Genomic DNA, 12,278 nt, shown 5'->3' on the forward strand with positions numbered 1-12,278 from the left:
GCGCTAGCTCGCCGACGCCGCCGCCGCGACGTCTTGCAACGGCAGCGGCACATCCTTCGCAACACCCAGCACCGGGAAGCTGCGGACGTTCTTCACGTCCGGCATCGCGGCGAAGTGCAGCAGCTGCTGCCGCATGCTCTCGACGCTCGGCGCCACGCATTTGAGGAGATAGTCGGTGTCGCCCGAGATCCGCCAGCACTGCTGGATGCGCGGGATCGCGGCGATCGAGTTCTCGAACGCCTCGAGCACCGGCTGCGCCTGGCTGCCGAGCTGGATCGAGACGAACGACACCACCTCATAGCCGAGCCGCCGCTCGTCGATGATGGCCCGCACCGCCCGGATCACGCCGCGGCCAAACAACGATTTCAACCGCCGCAAGCAGTTCGGCGCGGACACGCCGACGCGCAGCGCCAGCTCGTTGTTGCGGATTCGCCCGTCCTGCTGCAGCTCGGATAATATCCTCAGATCGACGCCGTCGAGCTGGTCACGCCCGGCCATACCCTGCCCCGTCATGGTCGTGTCATGAGCGGCAGCGAAGCACGGGGCGGAAGGGGTGCCAAGAGGCTGACACGGCGCATAGCGCCATAGCGTTCGAGCGGCCTCTCCGCCCTCGGGGCCGGGAATAGCCATCCGAACCCCGGCTTTGCTTCCGCTCGCCTATGTCCTGGCTATCCAGCCATTTCCGGTTGCAAAAACGTGGATGCCCGTGCCTTCGCCTCGCCAAAGCGGTTTGCGGCCACGCAACCGGGACAAGCCCCGGCATGAAGTCAATCGCGAGGAATGATGTGGAATGGACCGCGCCAGCCGCCCTCAATGCGTCCAGGGCTCGCCGCGGCGGAACGAGAAATTGTCGGCATAGGCGACCGGGCGGCGGATCGAATCCTGGGGCTCGATGACCTGGTAGGCGATGCCCTTGCGCTCGCAATAGGCGACCGCCTCTTCCTTGCTGTGGAAGCGCAGCGTGATCTGCTGCTTCATGTCGCCGGACGAAGTCCAGCCCATCAGCGGCTCAACCGAGCGCGGCTGCTCGGGCTCGTAGTCGAGCTGCCATTCCTTCGTTTTGGACCGGCCGGATTGCATCGCGTTTTTGGCGGGCTTGAAAATGCGTGCGGTCATGGGTGATCCGGGCCTCTTTCGTCTTTCGTTCGATTTCGATGCGTCACGGTGGCAGTTGGTGGAAACCGCGGGCATAGTATAGAGACACCGGTTGGGAACTGATCGGTGATTCCGGCCCCGGCACCCTCCCCGACGGTATAGTCATTATGCTGCACCGTGACAATTGCGTACCCGTCTTCCGCGCCGGGGTCCCGCCCGGCGGCCCCATCTCGCCGATTTCGGCGTATCCGTCCCCTTCGAGAGCTTCCGTCGCATGGCCTTCCTGAACATCAACGCCACGCTTCCTGAAAAAGGCCGTGACCTCCGGCTCGACCTGTTTCGCGGCGTCGCGAACTGGGCAATCTTCCTCGACCACATTCCCGACAACGTCGTGAACTGGGTGACGACGCGCAATTACGGCTTTTCCGACGCCGCCGATCTGTTCGTGTTCATCTCCGGCTATACCGCCTCGTTCGTCTATGCCCGGATGATGCTGGACCGCGGCTTCCTGGTCGGCGCCACCAGATTGACCAAGCGGGTCTGGCAGCTCTACGTCGCCCACATCATCCTGTTCGTGATCTATATCGCCTCGATCAGCTATCTGGCGCTGCGCTTCGGCGACAGCGAGATGATCAACGAGTTCAACGTCGCCGGCCTCGTCGACAACGCGACCGAGACGCTGCGCCAGGGCCTGTTCCTGCGCTTCAAGCCGCTCAATCTCGACGTGCTGCCGCTCTACATCGTGCTGATGGGCCTGTTTCCGCCGGTCCTGTGGTTCATGCTGCGCAAGCCCGATCTGACGATGGCGCTATCGATCGTCCTGTGGCTGACGGCCCGCCATTTCGGCTGGAATCTGAACGCCTATCCGGCCGGCCAGTGGTACTTCAACCCGTATTGCTGGCAGGTGCTGTTCGTGTTCGGCGCCTGGTGCGCGATGGGCGGCGCGCGGCGCTCGATGACGCTGATCAACGCACCGATCACGCTCTATCTGTGTCTCGGCTATCTCCTGTTCGCGCTGGTCATGACCATGGCCGGCCGCTTCCCCGCGTTCGGCGGCATGTTCCCGGAGTGGCTGTTCTCGGCCTTCAACCCGAACGACAAGACCAACCTCGCGCCCTACCGCTTCATCCACTTCGTCGTGATCGTGATCCTGGTGATCCGCTTCGTGCCGAAGGAATGGCCGGGGCTGGAATGGAGAGTGTTCGATCCCCTGATCGTCTGCGGCCAGCAATCGCTCGCCGTGTTCTGCGTTGGCGTGTTCCTGTCCTTCGTCGGCCATTTCGAGCTGTCGATGAGCTCCGGCTCGCTGCTCGCGCAGATCTTCGTCAGCGTCGCCGGCATCGCCATCATGACGACGGTCGCATACTACATTTCGTGGTCGAAGAAGCAGGACAAGCCGCTCAAGCCACCGCCGCCCAAGCCTGCGACAGCCGCGACGAAGACGGCCTGAGCTAGGAACGCCTGCCGGTTAGAGCCGCCTCTTCAATCGCCACGAGCCTAGTCGATGGTCAGAGTGCGGTTGACTTGGGTCAACCGGAGCCGGCGACGGTCGGTCTAGTGTCGTTATGACACGCGCCGCCGCACCGGCGGCCTCCCCTCGGACAAGGCCATAAGCACATGCCCTCTCATTTTCATGCCGTGGTATGGATCGACCATTCGCAGGCCAGGATCTTCCATCTCGGCCTGAGCGGCTCGGACGAAATCACGTTGCATCCGCAACTGGCGACGCGTCACCTTCATCACAAGGCCAACACGGTCGGCAGCGGCCATGCCGCCCCTGACAAGGCGTTTTACGGCGAGGTGACCAAAGCCCTGGCCGATGCCGGTGAGATCCTCATCATCGGTCCGGCCAGCGCAAAGACGGAGCTTGCCAGCCACATTCGCGCGAACGCCCCCGATGTCGCCAAGCGGATAGCCGCGGTGGAAGCCGCCGATCATCCCTCGGACGCCGAAATCGTCGCCTATGCGAAACGTCACTTCAAGCTGCCGCTGCCGCGCGTCCAGGCGCCGGGATAGGCTGCGGTCGAACGACCCGCGGGTCGGGGCCGTACGGCCTCAGGAATTGCCCGGGGCGCGATGACGGCTCATCCGGGCACATCGCGCTTCAGGCGGCTTCTTCGCCGTCGAACTCGGTGAACTTCTTGTAGATCCAGTCGCGGCCGTCGTGGCGGCGCCAGACCTTGCCGACCACGAGCTGCCCGTTGATCGAGCGGCGGGGCACGATCACGGTCCAGAGGTGCCAGATCTCGCTCCAGCTCGATTGCGGGCCGGCGGTTTTGAAGTTGCGATCGGAGGACATGACGCAGAACTCACAGGATACGTGCGCTGCGACGAACCGTGACCGTGTGCGAGCACGAACGTCGGGCAGCCCATCACGAGCCGCAATCGATCTGATAACGATCGCCGAAGCGGCCGCAACAGCCGCTCGTCCTTAACCTAACCGGTCAACCTTACCTCTCCCGGCCTGGAGCCGAGATCGGTTGAAAGCCGCCGCCGAATTACCTAGAATGCGCGCACGATTTGAGAATGACCGCGCCATTCGGGCGCGTTGCTAATTGATTGAGCTGACGTCCAATTTTGTAAGCTGAATTTCGAGACGATTCGTCAGGGCGACCACAATGAATTTGCAATGTGAACGCCTGCGCCTGACGCTGGCATCGACACCGCCTGCGCCCATCGCGAGGACGCCGGCGCAACAGCCAAAAGCCGCCAACGATAACCACGGGATATGGCCGCTGCTGCCGTTCCCGCTCGGCTGGTACGCTTCCAGCTGATCGGCCGGATCCGAAAAAGCACACCTGAAAAAGCGCAACGCCGCGCAAGCGGAATATCATCGCTTGGCGGCGTCCGTTTAGACATTGGGCGCTGAAATCCCCAACACACATATGTCTGTGGCGACAGCCAAAGGTTCGACGCGGCGTCGGCAATTCTGTCCTGGTGGGCAGGACAATGACTTGAAACATCGCGCAGAAATCGCGGGACCACCGGAAGCGCCGCCTGTCGGATCACGTCGCAGGCCGCAGGGAAATGTCTCGGAGATCGAACCCCGGGACTGGTCGGGGCAGCTGGATTCGAACCAACGACCTGCAGTACCCAAAACTGCCGCGCTACCAGGCTGCGCTATACCCCGAATGTCCGGCGAGCCCCGTCGATACACGCTTCCCAGCGTGCCAGCAAGACACCCAAGGCGGCAGCAAGCCCCCAGGGCGGCCGCCGCCTGCCCGCGCTATTTGCTGCCGAACAGCGGGTGGCCGACACGGTCGCCGGGCCGGATGCCGTATTTCTGCGCCGTGCCCGCCACCACCTCCAGCACGGCCCGGGCGGGCCCGCGGGACGAGATGATCTTGGTCGACAGCGGCTCGGTGTTTTCGGCGATGCGCAGGATGCGGCCGTTGGCGCTGATGAAGATCATGTCGAGCGAGACATAGGTGTTCTTCATCCACATTGAGATTTCCTGCTCGGGATTGAAGTCGAACAGCATGCCTTTGCCGTCCGCGAGTTCCTTGCGGTACATCAGGCCGGTCTGCTTCTCCTCCTCGGTCGTCGCCATCTCCACCGAGAACACCTGCACGCCGTTCTTGGTGACGATCTCGAGCGGCTGGAAGCTGGCGGCGTGGGAGGGCGCGCCGGCAACGGCACAACCGGCGATGACGAGGACGGCGGCAAGCCAGCCCTTCAGAGCGGACCAGACAGCCTTGCGATCAGGATTCATGGGGGCACTCGAGGCGTAGGACGGAAACCAGTCCTTACGCGGCGGTCGCCGGAAAAGCCAGAGGCGCGCCGGCCTGCCAGCGCGCCTCTAATGCTCACGATTGCGGGAAATGAAAGCCAGAGCCCGAGATGTGCCGCACCTAGTGCGACTGCAATCCCGGCGATCCGGTCTCGGGATGGATCTCGGCCGCCATCATGCCCTTGGAGCCGGGCCCGAAGCGGACCAGGACGTATTGGCCGGGCCTGAGCTCGGTCATGCCGAAGCGGCGCAGCGTCTCCATGTGCACGAAGATGTCGGGCGTGCCCTCGCCGCAGGTCAGGAAGCCGAAGCCGCGCAGCCGGTTGAACCATTTGACCTGGGCCCGTTCCAGCCCGCTGGTCGCGGTGACCGTGACGTGGGTGCGTGGCGGCAGCATCTGCGCCGGATGGATTGCGGTCGACTCGTCCATCGAGACCACGCGGAACGCCTGGTAACCCTTGGCGCGCTGGATGCATTCGACGACGATGCGGGCGCCCTCATAAGCGGTCTGAAAGCCGTCACGCCTAAGCACGGTGACGTGCAGGAGTACGTCAGGCCAGCCGTTGTCGGGAACGATGAAGCCGTAACCTTTGGAAGCGTCGAACCATTTGATGACGCCGTGGACCTCGACGAGATTGGCGCTGGCCTCTCCCAACCCGCTGAACGGACTGAGCGCGCTGTCGCGACCGGCACCGCCGTGCTCGCCCGGCGTGATCCGCCCGGGCGATATTTGCCCGGGAACTCCGAGCTTCTTGGACTCAAATCCGTCCGACGACCCCATAACCCCGGACCCCACACTGCCATGCAACCCGCCACATCGGCGGCGCTCGAATCACGCGTCTTAAGAGAATGTTCTCAAATGGACGCGACGCGAATCTTTCGACTCAAAAGATAACACTCCCGGTTGCGAGGCATAGACAAAAAAGAGATCAGCCGGAACCTATGAACAGCTTGCACAGCCGCGAATCAAACTGACGCCTCAATTGCCGGTAAAGGGCCCGAGCGCTTCGCCGATGTCATCGTGGATGACGAGGTCGGCGAGGTCGTCCTGTTCGGTCGGCTCGCGGTTGATGATCACCAGACGAGCACCGGCGTTCTTCGCCATCATCGGAAAGCCCGCCGCGGGCCACACCACGAGCGAGGAACCGATCGCGATGAAGAGATCGCAGGCTCGCGACAGTGCGGTCGCGCGCCGCATTTCATCGTCGGGCATCATCTGACCGAAGGATATCGTGGCGGTCTTCACCGGTTCGTCGCAGGCGGTGCAGTTGGGCGCGAGGCCGTCGCCGTCGAAGCGCTGCCTCACCCAATCGAGCGGATAGGTCTGGCCGCATCCGATACAGCGCGCATAAGTGGTATTGCCATGGAGTTCAATCACGTCGTCGCCGGCGACACCTGAGGCCTGGTGCAGGTTGTCGATGTTCTGGGTGATGACGGCGGGAACCTTGCCCGCGCCTTAGAGCGAGGCGAGTGCCCGATGGCCGCGGCCGGGCTTTGCCGCCGCGAACACCTCTTCCATCGCAAAACGGCGGCGCCAGGATTCGTCCCGCGCCTCCTGGCTCGCGACGAACTCGTCGAACGGGATCGGACGGTTGCGCGTCCAGATTCCCCCCGGCGAGCGGAAGTCGGGAATGCCGCATTCGGTCGAGATGCCGGCGCCCGTGAACGGCACGATGACCCTTGCCTCGGCGATCATCTCGCCGAGGCGTTCAACGCCGCTCTGAAGATCCGATGCAATCAATCGCAACTCCCGACTCGGTTTGCCTGACAGCAACAATCGCACGCGGCAAGATTGCTGACGCTCTTATCAAGCGCTAACGCAATGCGCTCGGCAATTTTTTCCGCCCCTCGCATATCACAATCCTGCAATGCCTCCTCCCCATTGACGCCCCATTCGGGAGCATCAATGGATGTTTCAATGCGACTCAAGATGATGCGGCGGCAGTGCTTGGGTTCAGTAGCAAACTTGAGGGGATGGCTATGACCGAAGACGAAGAACGCAAAGCCCGTGAGCGCGACGAAATCGCCGCCCGTGTCGCCGCCTTCCGTGCCACGCAGGAGAAATTCAAACGAGAGCGCGAAGAGTATTTCGTATCGACCCTGGAAAACGCTCGCAAGGTCGAGCGGCCTTCGCTCTGGCCGTAAAGCACGGTCCGATCAACGCGCATGAAAAAAGCCCGGAGCATCGCTCCGGGCTTTTCGTTTGAGAGTGTCTTACCAATGGCGCCAATGGCGATGGTGCCGGTAGTACGGTCCGCCACCATAGTAGGCGTAGGGGCCCGGTGAATAGTAGCCGGGTCCGCCGTAATAGCCGTAGCGGGGGCCATACCCGTATCCATATCCGTAGGGCTGCGATGCAGCGACGGCGCCCGCGGTGATCGCTCCGGCCGCAAGACCGAAAGCAAGGCCCGGGCCGATCCCGCGCCCGCGCGCTTCGGCGGGCGCAGGCGCCGCGACCGCGGTGACACCGACCGCTGCGATGGTGGCCAAAACTGCCAATGTTTTCTTCATTCTATTTCTCCTTCGCGTCTGCCGGGATAACGGCGAGCAGCGGCGATGGTTGCGCCAAGGCGGGGAACCCGTGCGACAAAAAACCTTGGATCCGGCTGGAACTAAATCGACGCCCGTGAATTGGACCTCCAGCGCAGCAGCTTCCGCCATCCGGTCGAGGTAGCCGCGCCGAAACCCCGTCAGCATCTCCGCGATGCCGGCGGGGTTTTCGGTTTAACGGGAGCAGATGGCAGCAGACGAGGATTGCTGCCAGCGGGGCGGACGACCGAGGAGGAGAGTTTGCCGTTATCTGCCTTGCTGGCCCGTATCCGCAAGCTGGTTCCCCGTTCCGAGGATGGCCACTACGACGAGATCGTTCGAAATTTCGGGATAGGGACGCTGCACGCGCCGCCGACGCCGATGAGCGACGGCGAGCTCGCGCGCGCAATCGCGGAGTTCCTGAAGCAGCAGCCGTCGAGCGAAACCGTTGCGACCCTCGGCCGCCGGCTCGACCCCTCCTCTCCGCTCTGAGTTCTCTTTTGCGTTTTCGGACGGGAGCATGAAACCAGATTAGCGCGCGGCCGTTGATGCCGTCTTCACGCAAAAAATCAGAAGAGGCCGACATGCCCGTGTGGCTGGAAGTACTGCTCAATTTGTCCGGCTATGCCGGCTTCGTGGCGCTTGCTTCGCACGGCGGAGCGTCAGCTTCCGTGCGCGCCGACGAGCCTATCAGTGGCAACGGGCGCTAGCTGGCGTGTTGCGCTTTAGTTGGCGGGCACTGGCTGGCCCGCCGTGCGTACCAGCCGGTCGGCCTTGATTGCGACGCGCGTGTCTTCGAGCTGCGGCCGCAGCGAGAAGCTGATCAGCAAGAAAGCGAGGCAGAACAGCGTGCCGACGATCGCGACGCGACGATAGGTGTGACGGTCGCCCTGGTAAAAGGACGGTTCTGAAAAAGGTGTCATGGCAAAATTGCTTCTTGGCAAAGTCGTTTGTTGCTTGTCCTTGCCAGACACCTACCGCAACAAGGGCCGTACGCAACGCGATTAGTCTTTTAACCTAACTGAATAGGGTTATCGGCTTTGGCGAAAACTCTCGTTAGCAACTGATCGAACCCTTCCATTAATGAACAGCAATGGGTTTCTCGTGAGCTGAGGCTGCCGTGTCCCGCCGACCGGCTTTGTTCCAGCTTCGACACCATTTCGTTCCTGAAGAACGAATCGGAATCGAAGAATCGGCACGGTGAAGATCTTAACAATACGTGCGCGCGTGACGGTCGGATCACGTGGCATCGGGAGACGACGTGTCGAGAGACGTCGATCGCGGCGGCGGCACTTGCGGCACCGACGGCTTGCCTTTGCGCAGGCGCGGATGCCGATCGTACCAGAACACTTTTGCGATCTCGGCGAGAAACCAGCACGCATTCATGTCGCTCTCCCTCGCCTCACGGCTTACGAAGGAGACGAAGACGCGGCTGTGCTGCGCATCACACCGTCCCTTTATGATACGGGCGGCCGCATCGTCGCGGCAGGCGCAACTTGTTCTGCATCCGACTCCATTTCATTCTCGAAGAACGAATCGGAGTCGGAAAAATCAGGGCGGATCGATTCCTAACGATCGATGAAGGCGCGCGGCGCGACCTCATAAGCGGCAGCACGCGTCGGCACGATGCTCGGCGGCAGTTGCTTCGCGACAACGCCGAACACAATGACGATCTCGCGGCAAGGTTCGCATCGAAAGCTGTTGGTGGAAGTCGCCATCGGCTGGGCGCATCGCGGGCATATCATGCAGGCGAACGCTGCTTGCACATGTTCGTTCCTGACGAGTCCGCGGCGAATGCGTGCGCCGCAATCTCTCCCCCAAGACGAACTTCAAAATGCTCGCCCGGTCGGGGCAGCGACAGCCGTCTGATCAAGCGCGAGTGGTCCAATTGAGCCCGCGCTGGCCGCACGTCCGGTGTCGTCCGTATCTGCCGGCGCAGATCAAGCCGCCCGCTTCGTCCGGCTCGTCTCCGAGAAGCACTCCAGGATCTGGATGCGGAGCTCTTCTGCGGCCGGGCCCTCGAGCTTCCGGAGCTCATTCCAGAGTCTGATCACTTCGCGCTGCTTTTCGACGGTCATGAGTCACCTCCCAAGCGTCCTTAAGGTGGCCCACTAGAACAAAAAAAGAACGAAAAGTCCAGTCCCCCGGTTGGAAATTCCCGGCGTGTCGCGTTGAACCTTTTCAACGCCGCGTGGACCCATGGAAGCTGGGGATTTCAGCGCCCAGTCATATCGCAGCGCCGCGGTGGACGAACATATTCCGTCATCGCGGCGCTGTTGCTTTTTGGATTTTCAACTTTAAGTTATAAATACGGCTGGCGGCCAGGCGCTGAAATCCCAACGCCGTCAGCCAGAAAAGCCCCGTGCCAAAGCGCGGGGTTTTTCTTTGGTAGCCGTGTCTGGCTAAAATGGGCGCGGGCCCTGGGGCTCGTCCCTATCGTCATGGTGATGTTCGGGATCTCAATCGCCGAGCACCGCCTGTTTTCAGTCGCGCTGCGGCATCTCCCGGCAGCAACGATATCGCCGGCGCTTAGACGGCGTCCTTGGCGACCTTGAGCGGCGAAGCCTTCACCGACTTGCTGGCGGGCTTGGCCGCAAACTGCATCGGCTCCTTGGTGAAGGGATTGACGCCCATGCGGGCTTCCGTCGCCGGCTTGTTCACGACCGACATCTTTGCAAAGCCGGGAATGACGAACTCACCGGACTCGTTGAGCTCCTTGTAGCCGACCGTCGCCATGTACTCGATCACAGACTTCACGTCGTTCTTCGAAAGCTGCGTGCCTTCGGCAATTGCATCAATCAATTGGGTCTTCGTCATCTTCGCCATGTCTGAATTCCTTTGAAGAGGTGCGCGCGAACAACTCTGCTGTGACGCGGCCGGACCGCGGAGGCGCGCTTCTGATTCATGCCAGAGGTCATGAATTGACCGGGCTTAGAGCCTATCAAGGCCAAAAACGCAAGCAGGGTTCTGCGGGGTTCCCGACTTCCTGCGCAAGGTGCGACAGGGACACGCAATTTCGCTTTGAACCATTTTGCGGATGGCGCGTCATATCATTGAAGTCCCCAAGCTTCACCCCACCAGAAAGCCCCGCTTCCCCCAGGCGGGGTTTTCGCTTTTGGGGCATGGCAGAACGCCCCTTCTGCCTATAATGGTCTGAAGGCTTTTCGAGGGGTGTTCATGAAGGTCGCTATCGTCATCGCAGGCTTGATCGTCGTTGCCGTCGCAGCCCTCGTCGCGATCCAGCCCGGCTTCCTGAGGCCTGCCTCCCTCGCCGTGCTGAAGAAGTCCGACATCTTCGGCTTCTCGCCCGGAATGACATTTGACGAGACCAGCAAGCTCGTCAGTCAACGCCGCTATCTCTGCCGCCGAAGCCGCGACACCTACACCTTCGACTGCGATATCAACGGCGCCAAGGTTTCGGTCGATAGCGATGAGACCGACGCCCGGCACCCGATCTGGCGGGTCAAGGCGGAGTTGAACAATCCCGGGGCACAGGATGCTGCCGTCAAATCGATCTCCGAACAGTTCAATGCGGAAGCCATCAGGGAGCGCGAGGGATGGACATGGATCGTCGGCCGCGGATTCAAGTTGAGTTATGACGGTGTCGCCTTGAAACTCGTGGACGAGGCCGCAGAGGCGCGGCTTCGCAAGGAACAAGCAAAGCGCTAGACGCGAAGTCACCTCGTCGTGAAACCTGTGGCCCGGCACGCCTTGTTGACACTTCAGTAACCCAACGCCGCCAAGCTCCATCCAGTCCTTGTTGCGTTGGAGTACCCCCACAGTGCTGGATTTTGACGAGCTGCGTGAACTCGCGGCTGATGTTCGTGTCTTCGTCGACGTCGCCGAAGACAAGGCCGAAGCGCTCAGAGCCGTCATCACGGCCTATGACGTGGTGCTGGCGATCTTCCCCACCGAAGATGGCATGGGACTTCATGTCATCAAGGGCAGCCAGATCCTGGACACGATTGCAAACTCGAGGACGCATGCGGTCTACAGCCACACGGCGATCGCAGTCCCCGACCTGCAACACGCCCAGGCGCTCAAGTTGCTGACCGCTCCGGTCGAGCACCGGATTGCGGCCTAACTCGATCCCAGGAACGCGCGCCACCGTCGTCCTCGTACGAACGCGAAGCGCGTTCGTACGCAGCTTGCGTGTCGACGACCTTTCAATGCGATGAAGATGAATGGTCATCGCGCTGCGCCCGAGTTGGAACCCTTGTCACGAACAACTTTCTCCTCGATCGCCCAATTTAGGAACAGGACTTTCGCCCTCCCGTTTGGCTCATGCACCAAACAGGAGTTCACAATGAAGAAGTTCATGATCGCTACCGCCGCCCTCGGTTTGATGTGCGGCTCGGCCTTTGCGCAGAACGCGACCGGCCCTGCGCCGCAGTCCAACAACATGCAGAAGCCCGGCATGGCCAACACGGACAGGGGCTCGATGAACAACAGCACGACCGGCATGAGCAATGACGGGATGAAGAAGGGCGGAATGGTGAAACCCGACGCGTCCGGCCAGGGCGGCTCCGGCCCAGGTAGTGACCAGGGCGGCACGAAAACCCGCGGCAACATGAAGTAAGCCGCGTCTCGACAGACGGCCTCAGAGTCGCGTCGTTCCCTGCGGAACGGCGCGGCTTTTTGTGTCTCCTGCGCCGAAGCCGGTGTCTGCGGACGGTGGGGTTAGACAATCCGCGGCTTCCGTCGCGGGCCGATGCGCGTTTCCGGAAGATTTACGCCGAGTTCGATCGCCCGCGATCTGATCGAGGCTACAGGGCGCTTGAGCTTCACGATCATCAAGGTGAGGCTCTTTCCGGTCTCGGACATGGATCGAAGCAGCCGGTCGTCATCCTTCGACCAGCGTTCGTGATTGTACGTGCGGGTAGCCATGGTCGTTGCCTCTGAGGCCAGTGAGGCGGGCCAGGCT

19 protein-coding genes, 1 tRNA gene and 1 pseudogene are annotated in these 12,278 nt (G+C 61.9%); 8 read left to right on the forward strand and 13 right to left on the reverse strand.

Features of this window, described 5'->3' with window-relative positions; all coding sequences use genetic code 11:
* Positions 1 to 3: 3 nt before the first annotated feature.
* Positions 4 to 498: an Lrp/AsnC family transcriptional regulator gene (locus tag JQ580_RS05460; RefSeq protein WP_212279219.1), complete on the reverse strand. Its 495-nt coding sequence runs from the start codon at positions 496 to 498 to the stop codon at positions 4 to 6.
* A gap of 312 nt (positions 499 to 810) precedes the next feature.
* Positions 811 to 1,116: an ETC complex I subunit gene (locus JQ580_RS05465; RefSeq protein ID WP_014495449.1), complete on the reverse strand. Its 306-nt coding sequence runs from the start codon at positions 1,114 to 1,116 to the stop codon at positions 811 to 813.
* Positions 1,117 to 1,369: 253 nt separating this feature from the next.
* Here JQ580_RS05465 and JQ580_RS05470 point away from each other — a divergent pair, with 253 nt between their 5' ends.
* Positions 1,370 to 2,545, forward strand: a complete 1,176-nt coding sequence (locus JQ580_RS05470; RefSeq protein ID WP_212278657.1) for an OpgC domain-containing protein — start codon at positions 1,370 to 1,372, stop codon at positions 2,543 to 2,545.
* Between the two features lie 167 nt (positions 2,546 to 2,712).
* On the forward strand, positions 2,713 to 3,111 hold the full coding sequence (locus JQ580_RS05475; protein WP_212278658.1) for a translational machinery protein: 399 nt from the start codon (positions 2,713 to 2,715) through the stop codon (positions 3,109 to 3,111).
* A gap of 88 nt (positions 3,112 to 3,199) precedes the next feature.
* On the opposite strand, the gene JQ580_RS05480 is transcribed toward JQ580_RS05475, so the two are convergent.
* The 5 genes and pseudogenes from JQ580_RS05480 to JQ580_RS05500 all read right to left on the reverse strand — a co-directional run bounded on the left by JQ580_RS05480 (position 3,200) and on the right by JQ580_RS05500 (position 6,566).
* Complete coding sequence (locus JQ580_RS05480; RefSeq protein WP_212278659.1) at positions 3,200 to 3,394, reverse strand: hypothetical protein; 195 nt, start codon at positions 3,392 to 3,394, stop codon at positions 3,200 to 3,202.
* Positions 3,395 to 4,148: 754 nt separating this feature from the next.
* A tRNA-Pro gene (locus JQ580_RS05485) sits at positions 4,149 to 4,225 on the reverse strand.
* Between the two features lie 96 nt (positions 4,226 to 4,321).
* Positions 4,322 to 4,807: a DUF192 domain-containing protein gene (locus tag JQ580_RS05490; RefSeq protein WP_212278660.1), complete on the reverse strand. Its 486-nt coding sequence runs from the start codon at positions 4,805 to 4,807 to the stop codon at positions 4,322 to 4,324.
* Between the two features lie 139 nt (positions 4,808 to 4,946).
* Complete coding sequence (locus JQ580_RS05495; protein WP_199581036.1) at positions 4,947 to 5,606, reverse strand: cold-shock protein; 660 nt, start codon at positions 5,604 to 5,606, stop codon at positions 4,947 to 4,949.
* Between the two features lie 198 nt (positions 5,607 to 5,804).
* Positions 5,805 to 6,566 (reverse strand): annotated as a pseudogene (locus JQ580_RS05500) (SIR2 family NAD-dependent protein deacylase).
* Positions 6,567 to 6,805: 239 nt separating this feature from the next.
* Between JQ580_RS05500 and JQ580_RS05505 the strand changes: the two are divergent.
* Positions 6,806 to 6,970, forward strand: coding sequence for a hypothetical protein (locus tag JQ580_RS05505; protein WP_162832225.1), 165 nt, complete (start codon positions 6,806 to 6,808; stop codon positions 6,968 to 6,970).
* 69 nt (positions 6,971 to 7,039) lie between these two features.
* Here the strand turns inward: JQ580_RS05505 and JQ580_RS05510 are convergent, their stop codons facing one another.
* A complete protein-coding gene (locus JQ580_RS05510; RefSeq protein WP_212278661.1) occupies positions 7,040 to 7,336 on the reverse strand; it encodes a hypothetical protein in 297 nt (98 codons plus the stop codon).
* Positions 7,337 to 7,456: 120 nt separating this feature from the next.
* Between JQ580_RS05510 and JQ580_RS33720 the strand changes: the two genes are divergently transcribed.
* Entirely contained in the window at positions 7,457 to 7,846 is a 390-nt protein-coding gene (locus JQ580_RS33720; protein ID WP_249133934.1) for a hypothetical protein, read from the forward strand.
* 92 nt (positions 7,847 to 7,938) lie between these two features.
* Positions 7,939 to 8,064, forward strand: a complete 126-nt coding sequence (locus JQ580_RS34080) for a hypothetical protein (protein ID WP_283813935.1) — start codon at positions 7,939 to 7,941, stop codon at positions 8,062 to 8,064.
* A gap of 15 nt (positions 8,065 to 8,079) precedes the next feature.
* On the opposite strand, the gene JQ580_RS05520 is transcribed toward JQ580_RS34080, so the two are convergent.
* The 5 genes from JQ580_RS05520 to JQ580_RS05540 form a co-directional block, all read right to left on the reverse strand.
* Positions 8,080 to 8,277, reverse strand: coding sequence for a hypothetical protein (locus tag JQ580_RS05520; protein WP_212278662.1), 198 nt, complete (start codon positions 8,275 to 8,277; stop codon positions 8,080 to 8,082).
* Positions 8,278 to 8,593: 316 nt separating this feature from the next.
* Positions 8,594 to 8,740 (reverse strand): hypothetical protein, encoded by a 147-nt coding sequence (locus tag JQ580_RS05525; RefSeq protein ID WP_212278663.1) that lies wholly within the window; start codon positions 8,738 to 8,740, stop codon positions 8,594 to 8,596.
* A 182-nt stretch (positions 8,741 to 8,922) separates the two neighbouring features.
* Positions 8,923 to 9,072 carry a hypothetical protein gene (locus JQ580_RS05530; RefSeq protein WP_212278664.1) on the reverse strand — a complete coding sequence of 50 codons (150 nt, stop codon included), beginning with the start codon at positions 9,070 to 9,072 and terminating at the stop codon, positions 8,923 to 8,925.
* Between the two features lie 222 nt (positions 9,073 to 9,294).
* Entirely contained in the window at positions 9,295 to 9,432 is a 138-nt protein-coding gene (locus JQ580_RS05535) for a hypothetical protein (protein ID WP_212278665.1), read from the reverse strand.
* A gap of 451 nt (positions 9,433 to 9,883) precedes the next feature.
* Positions 9,884 to 10,180 carry an HU family DNA-binding protein gene (locus tag JQ580_RS05540; RefSeq protein WP_094896974.1) on the reverse strand — a complete coding sequence of 99 codons (297 nt, stop codon included), beginning with the start codon at positions 10,178 to 10,180 and terminating at the stop codon, positions 9,884 to 9,886.
* A gap of 351 nt (positions 10,181 to 10,531) precedes the next feature.
* On the opposite strand from JQ580_RS05540, the gene JQ580_RS05545 reads away from it, so the two are divergent.
* The 3 genes from JQ580_RS05545 to JQ580_RS05555 all read left to right on the forward strand — a co-directional run bounded on the left by JQ580_RS05545 (position 10,532) and on the right by JQ580_RS05555 (position 11,933).
* A complete protein-coding gene (locus JQ580_RS05545) occupies positions 10,532 to 11,023 on the forward strand; it encodes a hypothetical protein (protein WP_212278666.1) in 492 nt (163 codons plus the stop codon).
* Positions 11,024 to 11,135: 112 nt separating this feature from the next.
* Positions 11,136 to 11,438 carry a hypothetical protein gene (locus JQ580_RS05550; RefSeq protein WP_212278667.1) on the forward strand — a complete coding sequence of 101 codons (303 nt, stop codon included), beginning with the start codon at positions 11,136 to 11,138 and terminating at the stop codon, positions 11,436 to 11,438.
* Positions 11,439 to 11,660: 222 nt separating this feature from the next.
* Positions 11,661 to 11,933 carry a hypothetical protein gene (locus tag JQ580_RS05555; RefSeq protein ID WP_212278668.1) on the forward strand — a complete coding sequence of 91 codons (273 nt, stop codon included), beginning with the start codon at positions 11,661 to 11,663 and terminating at the stop codon, positions 11,931 to 11,933.
* The last annotated feature ends 345 nt before the right edge of the window (positions 11,934 to 12,278 follow it).

The organism is Bradyrhizobium sp. SZCCT0148, assembly GCF_018129985.1.
Classification (GTDB): Bacteria; Pseudomonadota; Alphaproteobacteria; order Rhizobiales; family Xanthobacteraceae; genus Bradyrhizobium; species Bradyrhizobium japonicum_H.